General features: G+C 63.7%; 14 protein-coding genes and 3 pseudogenes. 12 read left to right on the forward strand and 5 right to left on the reverse strand.

Translation table 11 applies throughout. The features are described 5' to 3' along the window. Positions 1-58: 58 nt before the first annotated feature. On the reverse strand, positions 59-1,432 hold the full coding sequence (locus tag ON38_RS28945; RefSeq protein WP_083873181.1) for an FAD-dependent monooxygenase: 1,374 nt from the start codon (positions 1,430-1,432) through the stop codon (positions 59-61). Positions 1,433-1,467: 35 nt separating this feature from the next. Between ON38_RS28945 and ON38_RS28950 the strand changes: the two genes are divergently transcribed. After that, positions 1,468-2,154, forward strand: a complete 687-nt coding sequence (locus ON38_RS28950; protein WP_039828266.1) for a TetR/AcrR family transcriptional regulator — start codon at positions 1,468-1,470, stop codon at positions 2,152-2,154. A gap of 128 nt (positions 2,155-2,282) precedes the next feature. On the opposite strand, the gene ON38_RS28955 is transcribed toward ON38_RS28950, so the two are convergent. Next, positions 2,283-4,778 (reverse strand): Tn3 family transposase, encoded by a 2,496-nt coding sequence (locus tag ON38_RS28955; protein ID WP_245564331.1) that lies wholly within the window; start codon positions 4,776-4,778, stop codon positions 2,283-2,285. Continuing rightward, a complete protein-coding gene (locus ON38_RS37725) occupies positions 4,732-5,379 on the reverse strand; it encodes a DUF4158 domain-containing protein (protein ID WP_444543713.1) in 648 nt (215 codons plus the stop codon). The genes ON38_RS28955 and ON38_RS37725 overlap by 47 nt, the downstream gene beginning before the upstream one ends. A 103-nt stretch (positions 5,380-5,482) precedes the next feature. On the opposite strand from ON38_RS37725, the pseudogene ON38_RS35315 reads away from it, so the two are divergent. The 3 genes and pseudogenes from ON38_RS35315 to ON38_RS35320 form a co-directional block, all read left to right on the forward strand. Further along, positions 5,483-5,830 (forward strand): annotated as a pseudogene (locus tag ON38_RS35315) (transposase); the annotation flags it as partial. Between the two features lie 80 nt (positions 5,831-5,910). After that, the gene (locus tag ON38_RS28960) at positions 5,911-7,494 is read left to right on the forward strand and encodes an ISL3 family transposase (protein WP_218000858.1); all 1,584 of its coding nucleotides are present in this window, start codon (positions 5,911-5,913) and stop codon (positions 7,492-7,494) included. A gap of 7 nt (positions 7,495-7,501) precedes the next feature. Further along, positions 7,502-7,994, forward strand: a pseudogene (locus tag ON38_RS35320) (transposase); the annotation flags it as partial. Between the two features lie 161 nt (positions 7,995-8,155). On the opposite strand, the gene ON38_RS36470 reads toward ON38_RS35320, so the two are convergent. Then, positions 8,156-8,680, reverse strand: a complete 525-nt coding sequence (locus tag ON38_RS36470) for a hypothetical protein (RefSeq protein WP_157181970.1) — start codon at positions 8,678-8,680, stop codon at positions 8,156-8,158. 223 nt (positions 8,681-8,903) lie between these two features. Here ON38_RS36470 and ON38_RS36475 point away from each other — a divergent pair, with 223 nt between their 5' ends. From ON38_RS36475 to ON38_RS28985, 5 genes are all read left to right on the forward strand, one after another. Further along, the gene (locus tag ON38_RS36475) at positions 8,904-9,182 is read left to right on the forward strand and encodes a hypothetical protein (RefSeq protein WP_157181971.1); all 279 of its coding nucleotides are present in this window, start codon (positions 8,904-8,906) and stop codon (positions 9,180-9,182) included. Between the two features lie 401 nt (positions 9,183-9,583). Continuing rightward, positions 9,584-10,123 carry a tryptophan 2,3-dioxygenase family protein gene (locus ON38_RS34460; protein WP_083873183.1) on the forward strand — a complete coding sequence of 180 codons (540 nt, stop codon included), beginning with the start codon at positions 9,584-9,586 and terminating at the stop codon, positions 10,121-10,123. Positions 10,124-10,126: 3 nt separating this feature from the next. Continuing rightward, positions 10,127-10,375, forward strand: a complete 249-nt coding sequence (locus tag ON38_RS34465; protein ID WP_051165410.1) for a hypothetical protein — start codon at positions 10,127-10,129, stop codon at positions 10,373-10,375. Further along, positions 10,372-11,499, forward strand: a complete 1,128-nt coding sequence (locus tag ON38_RS28980; RefSeq protein ID WP_039828268.1) for an aminotransferase class V-fold PLP-dependent enzyme — start codon at positions 10,372-10,374, stop codon at positions 11,497-11,499. The genes ON38_RS34465 and ON38_RS28980 overlap by 4 nt, the downstream gene beginning before the upstream one ends. 4 nt (positions 11,500-11,503) lie before the next feature. Then, positions 11,504-12,706, forward strand: coding sequence for a tryptophan 2,3-dioxygenase (locus ON38_RS28985; RefSeq protein WP_039828269.1), 1,203 nt, complete (start codon positions 11,504-11,506; stop codon positions 12,704-12,706). 9 nt (positions 12,707-12,715) lie between these two features. Here the strand turns inward: ON38_RS28985 and ON38_RS35325 are convergent. Further along, positions 12,716-13,484, reverse strand: a pseudogene (locus ON38_RS35325) (IS5 family transposase). 308 nt (positions 13,485-13,792) lie between these two features. Here ON38_RS35325 and ON38_RS28995 point away from each other — a divergent pair. From ON38_RS28995 to ON38_RS29005, 3 genes are all read left to right on the forward strand, one after another. Then, positions 13,793-14,167 (forward strand): hemophore-related protein, encoded by a 375-nt coding sequence (locus ON38_RS28995; RefSeq protein WP_039828270.1) that lies wholly within the window; start codon positions 13,793-13,795, stop codon positions 14,165-14,167. Positions 14,168-14,676: 509 nt separating this feature from the next. Beyond that, a complete protein-coding gene (locus ON38_RS29000; protein WP_157181972.1) occupies positions 14,677-15,678 on the forward strand; it encodes a serine hydrolase domain-containing protein in 1,002 nt (333 codons plus the stop codon). A 182-nt stretch (positions 15,679-15,860) separates the two neighbouring features. Then, complete coding sequence (locus tag ON38_RS29005) at positions 15,861-17,060, forward strand: outer membrane protein assembly factor BamB family protein (RefSeq protein WP_051165414.1); 1,200 nt, start codon at positions 15,861-15,863, stop codon at positions 17,058-17,060. Positions 17,061-18,688: the final 1,628 nt, after the last annotated feature.

Below are 18,688 nucleotides of genomic sequence, written 5' to 3' on the forward strand. Positions count from 1 at the left end.
CCGAGGAGATCCTCGACTCCCTCGCCCGATATATCCAACGGATTTCAGGCGCGGAACACTAGCTGTAGGAGCGGCTCACGAAACCGTCGGGGCGGACCAGCACCGTCCCGTACGGCCAGCCGTCCACCTGGTGCACCGGAACATCGGCCTCCACGCCGGGATCGGCCGTGAATACGCACCACTGCGATCCGACGAGATCCAGCGTGGACACCCCGTCGGCCACCCACATGTGCGGCAGGCGAGATCCTGGGGACCCGTCGAGGTCGAGGGCGACGTCCTCGGTGGAGGGGAGTTCCGCGCCGCCGTACCGGTAGCCCAGGTGCACCACCGGCGCGTTGATCGCCCCGGCTGCCTTGCGCGCCTGCGCCATGTCCTTGCCCCAGTGCAGGGACGGATCGTTGAACCGCAGCCGTGCCTGTTCCATCGTCATGAGGGCCACCGGATGGCGTTCGGCGTGATAGGTCTCCAGCAGTTCGGGCCCTGCCTCACCGCGCAGCACGTGTGCGAGTTTCCACGCCAGGTTGTGGGCGTCGGCGATGCCGGTGTTCAACCCGAACGCGCCCAGTGGAGGGATCGCGTGCGCCGCATCGCCCACCAGGAAGACCCGGCCGACGGACAGGCGATCGGCCACCTGGCCACGGCCCCGGAACCGAAGCACACTCCGGATCTCCACTTCGAAGGACGGGTCGCCGAGCGCGGTGCGGATGAGTTCGGGAGTCGGCTCGGTGTCGAGGCCGGTGAGGAACACCCACTCGCGTGCGCCGTCGACGGTCACCAGCAGGCCGGTCGCGTCCGGATGCTCGATATTGCACATGGCGAACGGCTCGCTCGGACGCAGATCAGCGCGGAACAGGACACTCGTCGTCTCCCGACCCATCACACCGGGACCGGTGAGGCCGACACCGAGGACCTGCCGGACCCGGCTGCGCACACCGTCGGCTCCCACCAGATAGCGCGCCCGCACGACACGCCTGTCGGACAATGTCGCGGTGACGCCGCCGGAGTCCTGCTCGAACGAGTCGAGCGCCACGCCGAACTCCACGTCGCCGGCCTTGGTGATCAGCACGCGGTCGAGAAGGTTCTGACCGCACGTGCCGCGGATCCGGGCCGGGGTGTAGGTGAGCTCGGCTGCGGTCTTCGCCTTCCACTCCACGCCTTCGGCGAAGTCGGCCTCGGCGAGCGTGCGCCCTCTGATCTTGCCCGCCCGCAAATCGACCGCAGCCTCGTTGACGGCGTGATCCAGGCCCACCTCGCGCAGGATCTCCACCGACCGCGACCCGATGCCGGTGGCCCTGGGGTGGGGCGAGAGGTCCGGCTTCTCCTCGACGACCAGGGGCTTGGCGCCGTGGTGGCGCAGCAGCACCGCGAGCATCAGCCCGACGGATCCGCCGCCCGCGATCAAAACATCTGTGGATACAGTGTGCCCATTCATGGGCACACTGTATCCACTTCTGTAGACTCCTGTCCATGTCGCTGATCTGGGAGCGTGAGCCGTACCGGCCGAACAGGCAGGCCCTGAGCGTGGAGCGCATTGTGGACGCGTCCGTGGCCATCGCTGACGCCGAGGGGATCGACGCGCTGTCGATGCGCCGCGTCGCCGCCGAGCTGTCGACCGGCACGACCTCGCTGTACCGCTACGTGGACAGCCGTGACGACCTGCTCGACCTCATGGCCGATGCGGTACAGGACGACCACGCGCCGCTGACGGGAGATTGGCGCGCCGACCTTGAGGCATACGCTCACCACGAGCGCGAACTGTGGCTGCGGCACACCTGGCTCGCCCCGCTGCTTGCCACCCGGCCATCGCTCGGCCCGAACTGGCTGCGCGGCCTGGAACACGCACTCACCGCAGCCGCCCCGCTGACCTCCGACATCGCCGACGCGGCCTCGGCCGTTGGGCTGATCAGGGACTACGTGCGCGGCGCGGTCATCCGCGAGCTCGCCGAGAAACAGACCCAACGGCGCACCGGTCAGACCGAAGACCAGTGGCGCGCCGCCGTCGCCCCCTACATGCGCAAGGTCATCGACAGCGGCGCATATCCCTCGGTTTCGCGCATGATCAAATCCGCCGACCTGAGCCCGGCCGAACAGTTCTCGCACGGGTTGCGCCGCATCCTCACCGGGATCGCGGACTCTCAGCAGACGGCACAATGATCACGAACAAACCGAGGCCGACCCCCTCCCGAACAGGGACCATCTGTGCGACACACTGCAATCGGCTACTACAGCTCGCGTTGCTTGACTAATCCGTACTGCTGGGCGGGCCGGCCTGAGCGCCCGATTCACTCGTCATCATCGGGAGCATCCGGATCCCGCAACGGCCGGTGACCCCCGCCCAGATCTGGCAGGTGGAAGCTGTAGTGGCCGTCGAGCCGGATATGGCGGCGGATGAACGGCGAGAGCCGCGCGGCGTCCTCATCGCGGACCGGGTAGCCCTGGGCGCGCAGCTCGTCCAGAGCCCGGTCTAGGTACACCGAATTCCATAGCACGGCGATATTCAAAACGAGCCCCAGCGCGGACAGTTGGTCTTCCATGCCGTCGAGGTAGGCGCGGGTGAGTTCGCCCTTGCGGCCGTGGAAGACGGTACGGCCCAGATCGTGGCGGCCTTCCTGAAGGTTGGCCTGCGCCTTGGCTTCCCGCCGATAGGGTTCGTCGTCAGCGAGCCGCAAGATATGGAGAGTTTTGAAAATCCGGCCGTAATGGGCGATGGCCTGGCCCAGCGCGGTGGGATTGCCGTCGCGGGAAATCATGCGCGTGACCTCGTGCGCGGAGACCTCACCACGGTTCATCGACACCGCCACCCGGCACATGTCCTCCCAGTGCGAGTGGATTTTCTCCACATCGATCCGCCCCCGCGCGGCCTTGTCCAGCGGCCCGTAGTCAGCGGCTGGGTCGATGCGCCACAGCCGCCGATCGGGCAGGCTCTTCAGCTGCGGCCGGTACTTGCGGCCGAGGAGATGCAGGAGCCCGAACACGATGTCCGAATAGGACCCATTGTCGGAAATGATGTCGTCGGGAACCTTGCTGCCCTCGGGTTGGCGCAGGATCACGTCGATGGCGTTGAGCGAGTCGCGGGGCGTGCCCGATACCACCATCGCGTTCAGCCCGGCCGCCTGGTCCGAGAGCATGTTCAGCCAGGTAGCGCCTCGTTTCGGCCCGAAATATTCTCGGTTGGGTCTGGCGTGGATGGTGCGGACCGGCACGACGAACCGCATCCCGTCCACAGAGGCGACGGCCCCGCCGCCCCACAACTGGGCCAGCGGCACATTGGCTTGGGCGTTGACCAGCACCGTGTTCGCCGCGGACAGGGTGTCCGCACGCAGATAGTGCTGATCGACATGGCGCCGCCGATCGCGGGTCAGCGCGTCGGCGCCGGGCGTGGTCACCGGCGTGAACCCGACATTCATGGCCTGGCTACACAGCACCGCCGCCACCGACACCGCCAGATCAGCGACGCGGGCGCTGGTGCCGGCGACGTGGGTGAACGACTCGACGAACCCCGGCAGCCACGACATCACCTCGAGGACCATTTCCGGCAGGTCCACCCGCGGCATCATCGCCGCGGTGCGGCGGCGTAGATCGACCAGACTCGGCGGGTCCGGCATCGCCGACAGCGCCGCCACATGCAGTTTCCCGTCCTCGTCCACCGACGCCGAGGTGTCCTCACCCAGGTGCGCGGCCAGCTCCCGGTAGGCGCTGTCCAGGCTTTGGGTCAGCTCGCCCAGCATCGTGCGGGGGTTATCCGGCAGGCCGAGCACGTTCATGCCCCGGTCGCGAGCGGATTCCCACGCCATGCCGGACAGCAGGTGCGCGCGGGGGTCACGCCATTTGGAGGAGTGCTCGGCGAAAATGTTGCGGTGCTTGAGATGCCGGTGGAACTGCTCACGCAGACACAGAGTGTAGGCGCGGCGGTCAACGGTCTGCTCCGGCCGCTCCGGCGGGTACACCAGCCGTTGCCAGCCACCTCCGATCAGGTCGTGATCCACGCGCCGGGCATCGAGCCACCGCGCCGGTAACCCGCTGCGGCCGGTGCGTTGCGGGGAAATCATGTCTGCCAGCGCCACAACCGCTTTCAGCACCGGCGCGGCGTCGGCGGTGGCACCGAAGTCGATGTTGCGCATCATCGCGGGCAGGAATGAGCGGACCGTGGCGTATCGGTTGGCGAGCTCCTCGAGCCGTTGTGAGTCGCACTCCGGATCGGCTTGGGGCACCAGCTCGTCGATCGCCGCGAGCGCGGCCCGGAGCTCGGCCTTGGACACGGTGTTCTCGATCAGATCCCACACCAGTTCGAGGGACAGCTCCGGTTCGTTCTCGCTCATCTCCAGCAGTACCCGCACTACCTGGGCGAGCTTGCCGGCGTTGCGGCTCACTCGCGGGTAACGCTTGAGCTTCTCGTCCTTGGACTGACGTTCGGCCTTTGCCATCAAGTCGGTGACCATCAGCAGGTCGAACAATTCGAGGACGTCGTCGATTGCCTTGGCGCGCAGGGTAAACACGGTCGCGGTGAGCAGTGCCAGCAGCCGCTCTCGCTGGGATTTCATCCGCCGCAGGTGCGCGGTCTTGCCGGTCAGCCCGTGCGTGGCCAGGACGATCACCCGGCGTGCTGGCACCGCCGCGATGTCCACCGACGCCGGGACGACCGCGTTCACATCCCGCACCCGCGCCAAGGCGTTCTTCATGCCCGTCGGCGACGGAGTGAACGCGCCCTTACGCAACCGCTCCAGCTCGACATCACGGCGGCGGTTCTCCTCCCGGGTGTCCAGCAGACCCAGCAGCACCCCGGACTCCCCGCCGGTCAGCTGGGTGGCCAGCTGCCCCCCATAGTCGCCGGTCGGCGTCCTGCTTGCCGTCGGTGACCAGCCGTTCCAGGGTGGTGACGCCCGGTAGCAGAGCATTGTGTTCTCGCAGCCAGCCCACCGCGCCGGACAGGAGGGCCTTCGGTCCGTCGCCGGTCATCCACGCTTGATCAGTGATCCACGCCAGCAGGTCGACCTCGACCTGCGCGAACAAGATCAGCCCCTCCTTGCGCTGGATCTCCCACGCGTGTTCGAACCGGGTCTTCTCCCGGTCGGTGTAGGACTTCACGCACGACGGATCCGCGATCTCCAGCTGCTCAGCCAGATAATCGACCAACTCACCCGGAACATCGAGCGGATCCGGCAGAAACATCCCCAAGTAGCGGACCGTCACCAACTGGAGCGCGAATCCGAGCCGATTCGAATCCCGACGCCGGACCGCGATCAGCTCCCGATCGGTGTCATCGAGATGAAAAAACCGCTCCAGCTCGACCCGCGACAGCACACCGAACCGGCCGTACCCGGCCCCGCCCTCATCACCCACAAATCGACATGCAACCACCACACACTCACCAGCACCCACCGATCCAGCGAATCAACCTCCACAGCAAAGCGTTTCGGCCACCAACACTGGCTAACGCCAGTTTCCGGCCAACTGGACCCCGCATGCCGACAGGGACTCCGGCAACGTACACAACGGGACCCGGTCGAAGACGTGTTGACCGAGACGGCCGGGCCGGTGCCGATCGAGGTCCCCCGCGACCGCGATGGCAGCTTCGAACCCCGGATCGCGAAGAAGCGTCAATGCCGGTTGACCGGGGTCGATGAAATCGTGCTGTCGCTGTCCGCGAAAGGACTGGCCACCAGGGAGATCTCGGCGCATTTCCCCGAGATCTATGGGGCGTCGGCGTCGAAGGAAACGGGTCTCTCGGATCACAGACAAGGTGATCGCGGAGATGCAGGAATGGTCGAGCAGGCCTCTCGACGAGGTGTATGTCGCGGTCTTCACCGACGCCATCGTGGTGAAGATCCGGGCTCTGGCGCAGTCTTCGTGATCCCGATGCTCGGCGTGTTGTCGTCGGAGTACCCGGCTTGGTAATGGTGTCGGGCGTGCTTGGGTGATCTTGTTCAGAAGTTGTTGCCGCACTTGGCTGATCTGGCGGTAGAAGCAGTCGACAGCGAAGGCGATGGGTTGGTTCACCGGGCTGTGGTCGCCGCGCCGACTGCTCGGTGTCAAGGATGCGAGTCGGTGTCGGCACGTGTGCATTCCCGCTATCGGCGAACGCTGGCCGATGCCGCAGTCGCCGGACGGGTGGTGACCGTTCAACTGGTAGTTCGGCGGTTCTTCTGCCCGAACAGCGATTGTTCGGCGAAGACTTTCGCTGAACAGGTTGCCGGCCTGACGGTGAAATGGTCCCGGCGCACAAGCCAGCTGACGTCGATGCTTGTCGCGATCGGGCTGGCGATGGCCGGTCGCGCCGGCGCCCGGCTGGCGGGCCGATTGGGGATGCCTGCCGGCCGAGACACGTTGATCCGGCTGGTCCGCCGGTTGCCGGACCCGCCGAACAGCCCGTTAGCGATCTTGGGCGTGGACGATTTCGCTGTCCGCCGCGGCCACCGCTACGGGACAGTCTTGGTCGATCTCGACACGCGCAGACCGATCGACCTGATCGAGGGCCGCGACGGTGACGCCCTGGCTGCCTGGCTGCGTGCCGGGCCCCTGCCGCAGATCATCTGCCGTGACCGGGCCGGCGGTTATGCCGAAGGCGCCCGGCAGGGAGCTCCGGCCGCGCTGCAGGTCGCCGACCGGTTCCATCTGTGGCAGAACCTCGGCCAAGTCGTGGAGAAAGACCTTTCAGCGATTCGCCGAGACCTTGCTGCGGCTCTGGCAGCGGAAGCTGCCACCGAGCCTTCCGGTCGGACGCCTGCGGTCGTCGACCATCGTGAACTGAAGGTGGTCGCACGCTTCCGGCATCAGCATGCCGCGGTTCACCGGCTGCTGCAGCAGGGACTGAGCAAGTCCGCGATCGGTCGCGAGCTGGGCCTGCATCCAGCGACAGTGCGCAAGTTCGCAGGCGCCGATACCGTCGATCCGCTGATCGCCAAGAACCAACAGCGCTCATCCATCCTGGACGGCTACCACGAACACCTGCACCGACGCTGGAACGACGGCATCCGCAACGGCGCCCAACTCACCCGCGAGATCGCCGAGCTCGGATATCCCGGCACCGAACAGCAGGTTCAACGCTATCTGCGCCGATTCCGAACCAGAACCGGCCACATGCCGGTCCCCGCCCCGCGACCGCCGTCGGTCCGCGACATGACCCGGTGGATCATGACCGATCCCGCCAACCTCACCACCGACGACACCGCTAGCCTGCACCGGCTCGGCAGGCGCAGCAAAGACCTGCGCCGTCTGGCGCGTCATGTCGAGGACTTCGCGATCATGATGACCCGGCTCGAAGGCCACCGCCTCGAAAAATGGATCAACACCGTCGAGAACGACTCACTGACCGCGATCGCCTCATTCGCCCGCAACCTCCGCCGCGACATCGACGCCGTCCGCAACGGACTGACTCTGCCCTACAGCTCCGGCCCGGTCGAAGGCCACATCAACCGCATCAAAATGATCAAACGCCAAATGTTCGGCCGAGCCAACCTCGACCTACTCCGCAAACGCACCCTGCTACAAAACTGATCACGAAGACTGCGCCAGAGCCAAGATCCGCGATGGACAAGTCGCCAACCGGCCGATCTATGCCGCGATCGGGGTCACCGTGACCGGCGAAAAGGACATCCTCGGACTCTGGGCCGGCTCCGGTGGCGAGGGCGCGAAGTTCTGGCGTTGAAACGGGACGTGAAACCGATCTATACCGTAGTCAACGCTGACGCCGCCCGGCAGCACTCGATGAGCGGACCGAGCGGTGGGGCTCGAAATACGGTGTTATGCGGTTGTGGAACAACGCCTGGGAAGAGTTCATCCCCTTCCTGGACTATGACGTCGAGATCAGGCGGGCGATCAAGGCAAGAGGGCATTTCCCGACCAAGCAGGCCGCTCTGAAATGCTTGTATCTGGTGACTCGTTCGCTCGACCCGACCGGTGCCGGTCGGGCACGATGGACGATGCGGTGGAAGCATGCGGTCAACGCGTTCGCGATCACCTTCGCTGATCGCTGGCCCGACGCCCGAACCTACTGAGAGAAACCGCCGGAAACACCGTTACCGAGATAGTCCCGGACCGGCCCGAGTGAGTCAGATCGACAGCGCGTCCAATGGTTCCGGGCAGTCCTGTGGGGCTTGGAGGTCGATCAGCTGGATGTGTCGACGGTCCATGACGTGGACGTGGCCGGAGTATGAGCTCATGCCCTTGGTGGCAGCGCCTTTGGCTTGGTAGGTGACGTGGCCTTCGGCATCGAACTATAGCCGCACCGGGTGCGGCCTTTGAACAGGGCCATGAACATGGGGATGTCGCAGTTGGCATCGGCACAGAGGGCGGGTTCGCCGTCGGGGTAGCGGCGGCCGGTGCCGTCGACCCAGCTCGTCTGTCGGGGTTCGAGTTTGTTGACGGGATAGGCGGTGCCGTGGAATACGATGCGGTCGCCGTAACGTGTGACGAGGTCGTCGAGTGCTTGCCGCCCGCTGAGCATTATGGGACCCGTGAGGTCAGGTGTGGGGATGGCCGCTGGTGCGGTAGGTGTGGGGGCGGTGACTTCGGCCGAGAGTCGTGACCGTTGCCCGAGAGCGCTGAAGATCTCTCCGACTTTGCGCGGGTAGTCGGCCGCGCCGGAGGCGTGGTCGTGTAATTTGCCGCAGAGTTGGTGGAAGGAGCTGGCCAGTCGCCCTGCGGCGAGGTTCATGTCGGGGTCGGTGCCGGGGATTCGCATGGCGTAGGCGGTCTCCTGCGTTGCTGCGTGGTGTGATCTTGGTTTCAGGGGTCGGCTGCGAACACAAGGTTGTGTGCGCGAACGGGGTGGGTATGTTGTCGTTGGTCCGTTCACATATCGTCGCGGGCGTGTCCTGGCCGGAGGCCGCGTGCGATGAGATGGCTGCGAATGTTTTCGTGATCAGGGCTTTTCCGGGTAGTCGGCCTGGGAAGAGCCAGCGGCCTTGGTTGGCGTAGGAGGCGGGGCTTCCGGCGGTGAGGGGTGGCGGATCAGTTGGTCCAGGGGTTCGGGCGATGGTGTCGCACGTGATGGTGACGGTGCGGTCGGGCTGGACGACGGCCTGGTCGGCGCGTATGCGGTCGATGCGTGCGAACGGTTGGGCGAGCAGGAGCATGAAAAATCCGGCGATACGGGCGTAGAGCCCGACGGGAATCCGGTTGAAGCCGATCTGAGCGAGTTCGGCGTCGATGTCAACTTCGGGTGCCGAAGAAGTCTGGCCTGATCGGGTGCCCACGGCCTGATATGGCAGCGCCTTGAACCATTCGGTCCTGCCCTCTAGGTAACCGTATAGGTGTGCATGTAGGTAGTACTTGCGCGATCACGGATGCCGGTTCCCTTCAGTTGCCCGACCATTGCTGCTTGTCAGTACGTGAGAGTTCAGGGAGGGCGCGGTGAACTGTAGGGATTCTGCTTACGGGCGGACAGTTTCTCTCGGCATTCGTACCGTCACTCTCGGACTGCCAAGCCGGAACCGCTCGACCGTCTCGCCCTGTTGCGACCGCACGCTTCAGGGCCGGCCAGTCGGCACTTCAGAAACTTTGATCGAACGGTATCTCAAGAGACACGGAAAGTCATGAATTCAGACAAACTCGCCGACCCAGGCGATTCTTTGCCCATTTATCGATGTGCCCATATCCGCGTAGCGCAGAGATCACAAGGCGGATTGTGACCGACTACTCGAAGCCTATATTGGACGGTTCCAGCTCAACAGACTATGCGCGATATATGCGGACCGACGAATTGCTGGCGTTGCAGCGCGATCCCGATGATGTGGTTCACCACGACGAGATAATGTTTCAGGCGGTTCATCAGATCACCGAGTTGTGGCTGAAGCTCGCGAACAGTGAGCTTCAGCGGACACTGGCCGCGATCTTGGATCGCGACCTGCGCTATGCACGTGTTGTAGCGGGCCGGGCGACGGCGGCCGTGAATTTTATCACCGACGAGCTGAGCATCCTGCAGAATCTCGATCCTTGGGGTTTTCAGCAGATCCGGGTGGCGCTTGGGCACGGGTCGGGCTTCGAATCTCCTGGCTGGGCGGCTGTCCGAAGAACATCGCAAGAACTCGCGCAAGTCGTGGATGCATTCGTCAAGGGCGAGAGAATCGATCTGGTGACCGTCTACAAGGAGGGTCCGGGTTCGGCCGTCTACGAGTTGATGTAAGCATTGATCGATTGGGATGAAGCGTTGGGGCTCTGGCGGGCGCGGCACTACAAACTTGCCGTTCGGATCATCGGCCACGCCGCGAGGGGAACGAAAGGAACTCCCGTCGACTCGCTGACCGGATTGCTGAACCAGAAGTATTTCCCAGAACTGTGGTGGATCCGAAGCATTCTGACTGAGCAGGGGCCTCTGTCCTCAGTGATTAAAACGGTTGATGGCGACGGCTACACCGACTCCAGTACCGAGACATGACCACGATCAGCAGCCGCGAATTTCGAGACTATTTTCCGTCGCTAGGCGAGTGCGCGTATCTAGCCACCTGCAGTCTTGGCGCGTCCTCAATCTTTCTGGAGGACGCGGTCGACCTGATGCTTTTCCAGATGAGGCAGCCCGCTCTGGCGTGGGAAGTATTCGAGCGCACTGTGTCGACCCTTCGGGGGCTGGTCGGGTCTTTTCTGGGCGCGGAGGCGAATCGGGTAGCGATCCTACCCAACGCCACGATCGGGGCCTATCAGGTCGCGACATCGATCGACTGGCAGAACCGACCGAAAATCGTCGCCTGCACGGCGGAGTTCCCCTCCATAACCCGGGTCTGGCACGCCCAATCCGTGCGTGGGGCGAGGTTGAGGACTGTTCCGGGCGATTCCTCGATGGAGGTGCTCGCCGCCGACTACCTGGAAGCCATCGATGAAGGTACCGGGCTTGTCTCCATACCCGCCTGCGGATTCCTGCACGGACAGCGGCTCCCGGTACGCGAGATCGCCGCGGCAGCAAATCATTTCGGCGCACGAGTATTCGTCGACGCGTCTCAGCTGGCCGGAACGGAACCCATGGCGCCGATCGTCGACGTGGCCGACTATGTCGTGTTCGGGTTCTCGAAGTATCTGCTCGGCCTGCCCGGAGTGGCAGCTTTGTACTCCGCCGTCCCTGAGCACGGTGGCCCGTCCCCCGTGCTTACGGGCTGGATGGGCGCTCCTGACCCCTTCGGTCCCGACTCCGGCTCGCTGGTCTTCAGTGAGACCGCCCGCCGATACGAAACCGGAACGCCCGCGATACCCGCTGTCTATGCCGCCATCGCCGGCCTGCGACTGCTCCAGCAGATACCCGCGGCAACGATCCGCGACCACATCCGGACACTGACCACGGCCGCCGCCATACAACTGGACCTCGCCGGATATGAGGTCTGCTCACCCGGACCACCGCATGAGCGTGGACCGATTGTCGCGGTACGTCACCCGAGTGCGCCTCTACTGGCACAGGCCTTACAACAACGCGGGATCGTGACCAGCCCACGAAGTGACACGGTGCGGTTCGCCTTTCATTACTACAACACCAGCGCTGACATCGAGCGACTCATCGACGCACTTCAGGACTAGAACAGTGGATCTGAACGCCGCATACCTGGACCCGGCCACATTCCCCTATGACAAAGTCATCGCCTGCTACCGGGCGGTGGGAAAACACTTCGTTCCCGAATCGCTGCTCCACGAACTGCACCACCTGCGCATCTTGCTGCGTGCCGTCCGAGGCCCTGCCACTACGGAGCTTCGCCGTTTCCTGGACATCGCCTTGGACAAATGGGACGGCACTTACGACTACACCACCTATCTCGCACTACCCTTACTACCGCTACCGGACGCCGAGGTGATTGATCTGGACCTTTCCGGTCTCAGCCGAGCCCATGCCCGTCGAGATCGCCTATTACTGCTGCTCATAGCGGACCTCATAGCATTCGAACTGGACGCTGCGGCCGAGAGAACGATGCAACTTCCCGGACTTCGCCCGTCGCCGGCATTGATCGAAAAGCGATGCGGGCTGGCGTTTCGCGCTGCGCTACCCGCGATTCGGCGACGCCGCCTCGTCAACGATGACCGCGCTCTCGAACCTGCCCACCTACCGGGGCTGGCATCGCTGATGGCCGACGATAACGACCGACGGATGCTCTCCACGACCATGCTCCCGGTGTACACATTCCACGACGAATACCTGTTCATCCGCGTGCTGCAATCCTATGAGTCCACATTCGCCCTAATGGCCATGTACCTGCGAGCAGCGATCTTCGCCACAGCGACCAATCGACTTGCCACCGCAGCCGCATGTATACAGTGGGCAAACCATGCTCTGAGTGACTCGCGCGCCCTGTTTTCTTTGGTGGGCACAATGCAGGCGGCAGCCTTCCACGAGTTCCGCAAGTTCACCGAAGGTGCCAGCGCGATTCAGTCCCACAACTACAAGATCGTCGAGTCGCTGTGCCGCGAACCCGACCCCGCGCGTCTGAACTCGATCAGCTACGAATCGGTGCCCGAGGTGAAACACCAGGTCCAAGCCGGGCATATCAGCCTGGAAGAGGCATTGTTCACCGCTCGGCGAGAACGTGCCGTGGATCCCGGGCTGGAGCACCGACTGGTTGAAAGTATGGCTGCCCTGTCCGCTGAGGTGCAGCGTTGGCGCAGGACCCATTACAGCCTGGCAAGGCGGATGCTGGGAGAGCGGCCTGGAAGCGGATTTACCGAGGGTACCGCCTACCTCGCCCATGCTCATGCCATTCCGTTGTTCAAGACAACTGGCGATCTGAGTCCATAACGGGGTGTCTTATGTGGGTAGTTTCTTGTAGCAGGTGATCGCGGCTGCGAGTTGTAGAAAGGCTGCGAAAAGACGGCCGTGGCGTTCGTAGCGGACCGTGAGGTGTCGACAGCCGGTCGACCACGCGATGGTGCGTTCGATCTTCCACCGGTGCCGACCCAGCCGTGAGGGATCCTCGATCCCTCGGCGGGCGATGCGGGGCACGATCCCACGGGCGCGGAGCCAGCGGTGGTGGACGTCGTAGTCGTAGCCTTTGTCCGCACGCAGTTTGTGTGGCTTGCCGCGGCGTGGGCCGCGCCTCGAGCGCACCCGCGGGATCTGTTCGACCATCGGTTGCAGCAGCACTGAGTCGTGGGTGTTGGCAGCGGAAACACCGGTAGTCAGCGGGATTCCGCTCGCATCGGAGATCACGTGGATCTTCGATCCCTTCTTCCCGCGGTCGACCGGGCTGCGACCGGTCAGTGAGCCCCTTTTCGCCCGAACGCTGGCTGCATCCAGGATTGCCGCACTCCAGTCGAGGTCGCCGGCCGCTCCGAGCCGGTCCAATATTTCCCGATGCAGCGCATCGAACACTCCAGTTTCGGCCCACACTATGAACCGGCGATGCGCTGTCGGCACACTCACCCCGAACGACGGCGGTGAACACAGCACGTTCGTCCACCGGTGAGGTCCCGCCGCCCTGCCTTCTGGGACTAAACGCCGGTAGCAGCGGTTTCACGATGTCCCACAACGCGTCCGGGACCAGTCTCTGAGCAAGCCTGTCGACCAGGGGGCACATCATGCTGGACAACGAACTACGCCCACGTAAGACACCCTGTTAGCGCCGAAGTTCCGTCGTGTGGTGTTCCAGTGTCGAGTGCCGATTCCCGCCTACGGATAGTCCTGTGGTCGGTACCGCCTCCAACACGGGCGACCGTCACGCGCGACTCGTACACAGACTTGCGCTGAACGCTCACTCGCTGCCGGGATCTGCCGTCGTGTACGCGAGATGCGAAGTTCCTAGCACTGAGCAAACACCCTGTTTGATGTACTCGGCGCCGGGTCACATCAACGTGACCCGTACGTCCAACCGAAGGATTACCTCATATGACAAGGATCGTTCGCGCCACCGTTGCCTTCACCGGCTTGGCCGCCGCAGGGATGCTGCTGGCCTCGGTTCCCGCCTCCGCGCAACCGGGTGCCGGCCTGATCGAGACGACGTGCAGCTTCGCGCAGATCGATGCTGCCATTCATGCTCAGTTCCCCGAAACCGCGGCCCGCCTCGACGCGCACCCCGACCGCAAGGCCAAGCTCCAGGAATTCCTCAACCTCCCGGTCGAGCAACGCAAGCAGCGGGCCGAAGAGTTCCTGGGCACACATCAGGATGCCAAGGGCAAGCTCGAGGGACGACGCGAGACGCCACAGGCTCAGCAGCAGGTACAGAACATGCGCACCGTCGCCGAGACCTGTCACAACTACTGACGTCGGGGCGGGCGAGTGTGGAACCCGCCCGCTTTTGCGTCGATCATGGCCTTGCACCAACCAGTGCCGGGGTGGAGAGGTCGCTATTCACTGCGCCCGTGGGTTGTCGGGAGATCAACTCTCACTTCGTGAGCCCGCCTTCCGAACTGCTGCAGTGGCCAGGCGGACGGATGCGTAGACCTTAGCGGTGGATGCCGAGCCGGTGGAGTAGTTCCGCGCCGGCGGGCTGCAGCTCAGTGGCGAAGGCGGGTTTTTGCAGCAACTGACCAAGATGGTGGAGCGAGAGTGGAGAAATGAAAGTTCTCGGGTTTCAAAGTTTACTGACAGGTGCAGCAACTGCATGTTTCAGGCGTGTGGCTTCACCGCTGCGGTGGAGTCGGGGGGCTGTTGCTGTTGCTGCTGCGGTTGTCATGGCAGCGTGCTCCGGCGAGGCGCCGGCGGTGCCGCTGGGCTCGCCTCAGGGGGCAGACTCTGCCGAGGTGGTCTTTCCCGCGGCAACATGGGGACGGGTGTCCGCAGCGGAAGCCGGTTTCGATGCTGCCGCGCTCGATGCGGTCGTTTCCGAAGCGCGTGCGGCCCAGTCGTCGTGTGTGGCTGTCGTTCGTAATGGCAAGGTCGTGGTCGACGAGCACGGTTCCGGCCCGGCCATGCCTCCTCGGGAAGCCTTCTCGGTAACGAAGTCGTTGACCGGCCTTCTGGTGGGCGTGGCGGTGAAGCGCCGCGAATTGTCGGTGTCCGACAAGGTTTCGGATTACATACCGGAGTGGCGCGGAACGGCCTCGGAAGGGGTGACGGTGGAGCATCTTCTTACCCAAACATCTGGTCGGCAGTGGGACGTAGCCACCGATTACGGGGAGATGGCGTTGAAAGCAGCGGACAAGTCCACCTTTGCCATCGGGCTTGGACAACAAGCTGAACCCGGGACGGTATGGGTTTACAACAACTCGGCGGTGCAGGTGCTTTCAAAGGTTCTACAGAACGCAACCGGGGTGCACCCGTCGGATTATGCGAAGGAACACATCCTCGGTCCGCTCGGCATGGATGCTTCCCACCTCGAACGCGATCGTTCAGGTGGAGCGTTGACCTTCATGGGGCTGAACACGACTTGCTTGGATCTCGCGCGACTTGGGGTTCTGATGCTTCACGAGGGAAACTGGAATGGCACACAAATCGTGGACGCGGAATATGCGCGGGCATCGGTGAGCCCAAGTACCGACCTCAATCGCGGGTACGGGCGACTGTGGTGGGTGAACGCAGAAGGCGTCGTCGTGTCACCTGCGCTGGCCACGACAGGGCACGGGAATCAAGAAAGACTCGGAGGGCCGGTGGTGCCTGCCGCACCGCGCGATACGTTTTGGGCTCTCGGTTTCAACAACCAGACGCTGGCAGTGCTCCCGGAAACGGGGGTCGTGGCGGTCCGGTTGGGGCCGAAACCACCTGGAGAGGTTCCTTTCGGCTTTCCGGAGCTCACCATCGGTGTGCTGAATGCGCTCGAGTCTGGTGACCGGTGATGACACTCTCACGTGGCGCTCGCCCATCAGTCACATCGTGGTGCCGCTGGTTCGCCGCGTGGACAGTTGTGTTCACGGTAGCAGCGTGTGGTGGTGCGGGCATATCCGCCGGCCAGCCCGACAACACTGCAACGGCGGGCGGAGGGGGTCGAAGCGGGGTGTATGGAGCCGGTTGGTCGGCTGTGCACGCCGACGCCGCAAACAGCGACTACACGCCTGCGCCGGGCTATCGCAGCCTCGACCTCCGCTGGTCGCGCGACCTCGAGGGGGATACACGCATCGGGCCGTTCGAGTGGACAATCAATCTCGGCCCGACCATCAGTCCTGACGGACACCGCGTGTATGTCACCTCAACAGCGCAGGGTTGCAACTTACAGGCACTCGACACCGCAACTGGAAAGACGCTGTGGTGTGCGCCAGAAGTGGATCGGTTCGCGGTGGTCTCCTCCCCGTTGATCGACCAGCAGGGTGTCCTCTATCTCGCCGATGGTAGCGCGATGCGCGCATTCGGTAGCTCTGGTTCGGTCCTGTGGAGCACCCCGATCGTGGGGGTGCCGTTATCGGCCCAGTTCACCTCTGAGGGACGTCTCATTTTCATCACCCACGTCGGGACGATTCACGTTCTCGACCGGGCAACCGGCCACCCGATGCTGAGTCCGCTCGAGCTCATTCCCGGTGCGACGTGGAATCCCAGCGAGGATCTGTTTGCCTGCGCCAGGGGCACGCAGGCTTGCCCGAGTGCAAATACCATCGCCTTCGCGCTAGAACGGGGCCAGTTCTTCTTCACCTTCTGGGCTCCAGGGAAAACCCAGGCCGATATTCGCGCCATGGCGTATACGGAGAATCCTGAGCCGGTCATCAGCAACGTGTGGATCAATGATGCGCTCCCCGGCGGTAGCGGCTCCAGCCCTGCTCTGTCCGCAGACGGCAACCGACTGTACGTGACCGACAATGTCGACGCGCTGCACGCCATCGACACCACCACTGGAAATGTTGTGTGGAGCCAACAGATTGGATACGCCGCTGGAGGCAGTGCCTCGGTATCTCCTTCTGGCATCGTCATCCCCGCTGGTGGACGAGGGAGCGCAGTACAAGCGATCCGAGACGACGGCGACCACGCTACCTTGGTTTGGCGGAGGGAAGACTTGGACAACCGCAGCATTGTCCCGCAGAGTTCGGGATCGCTCGCCTATGCTCTTGTGGACCGTGGTCAGCTACACAACGACCTCGTTGTGCTCGATACCGCCACAGGCGTCGAACTGGACCGCAATGAGGTTCCCGGCACCTCGATATTCGGAGTAGGAACGACCATCGGGCCGGACGGGGTGGTCTACGTCGCCACCATCGTTGGGGGCCTGCTCGCGTTCGACGAAGGCAAGTGACTGGCGCCCAGTGGTGTACCTCGAACTTCGTCCTGCAACCACTGTGATGATGATGTCATACGCCACGGCGCCTTCTCGTGTTGTCGGAATGTGGATCTATGGGGACGATGCGCCTGCCAACCAGCCCCGCCGCAACCGCACCGCACGGTTGGCTCGGCAGTCGATTCATGCGCTACCGGTAGGTTGTTGGAGAGAAGGGTGAGGTCATCGGCAGGCAGACTGCTGAGTAGTTCTGGACCGACGAGCGCATGTACTGGGTCGAGACAGGCTCGGACGGTCGTGCGGGCGAGATATTGTCAAATCCTGTGGATCGACAAGTTTAGGCGACCTCCGTTCCGGTGTGTTCGGCCGGGCCGATTGAGGAGGTGTGATGTCGCGGGGGCGTTCGATCAGTTTGCTCTTGTGAAACGGGGCGCCGTTGTCGAGTACGGGACACTCACGACCGTGAAACAAAACGCCAGGTCAGAGCGTCCCGGAACAAGTCCCGAAACATGGGCTGCCGTCAGTTCGAGAATCCGGTAGCTGCTTGTATCGCGGACCTGAGATGGTGTCCTCCATGCATTCCGAGCCGCGCACTGATCTCGCTCATCACTATGACCGAGGAGGTTGGTTGGCCCGGTTCGGGTCGGATGCTTGTGACCTGTCCGCGATGCGGGGGCCTTGCTCTTGTGATCCCCCGGCCTGGCCTTTCTGAGCCCAGATACTTCAGCGAGCTTCTGTTCCAGCCGCGTCACCTGGCTTGTGGAGGGTGTGGTGCCGTCGCCGAATGGAAACCTGAGATACAGGGGGCTGGGCTGGTCGGTGCGGTGTTCGGTGGTAGTGAGGATCCATTCTTCCAGCGGGCCTCTACGGCTGCAGACCCGTTGCGCCGGTCACATCTTGTGGGCCTACAACGAGGAGCACATCGACGCGCTGTCTGCCTACGTCGGAGCGCGATTACGAGAGCGTGGCGGCGTGCGGCCGACGATGTCGATGTTCGCTCGGCTGCCAGCGTGGATGAAAGCTCGGACAACCGCTCGGAGGTGCTGGCCAGCCTTGAGACGCTGCGAGGGCTGGCGAAACGGATGGCACCGGCCGGCGCGGGATCGGGATCCCGAGAATTGCTCGTAGCAGAAACTTTCTTGCCGCACATGTGAATTTCGCCGGGTCGACGCCGTGCCTGTAGTCCAGATATCATGCGGAGATTCCTGAGGCAGAAATCGATCGGGGTGGGTCGAAGATTCGGCGGAGACGAGAGCGTTCGCCATTCGCCCACCATCCGGAAGTCGGAGAAGTCGAAACTTGAACGAGCTTGCACGACATGTCAAGCGAGTGTTTTCTTATGTCAGACGGTATAGGGTGGCCGGTGATGGCGGCCCAGTCCGGCGGGACCCTCCTGGATCTGTTCGACAAGGGGACAATCCTTCCAGCTCCGAGGCCGAGTTGTCGAAGAGAGCATTTGGTTGTGCTTTCGGCCGCACCCAGGCGGTAAGCGCCCTCCGATCACAGCACGCGATGCGACACCGATGAGTGATGGCATAGTTCGGGTGGCTTGTGAGGCTGCTACTCGAATAGGCGAAACCCTGACCGGCGCGGCAAGTCTCCTCAGGAGACGCATCAGAAGCAGGACAATCGATCCGCTTCGCGCT

It is taken from the genome of Nocardia testacea NBRC 100365, assembly GCF_000308775.1.
Classification (GTDB): domain Bacteria; phylum Actinomycetota; class Actinomycetes; order Mycobacteriales; family Mycobacteriaceae; genus Nocardia; species Nocardia testacea.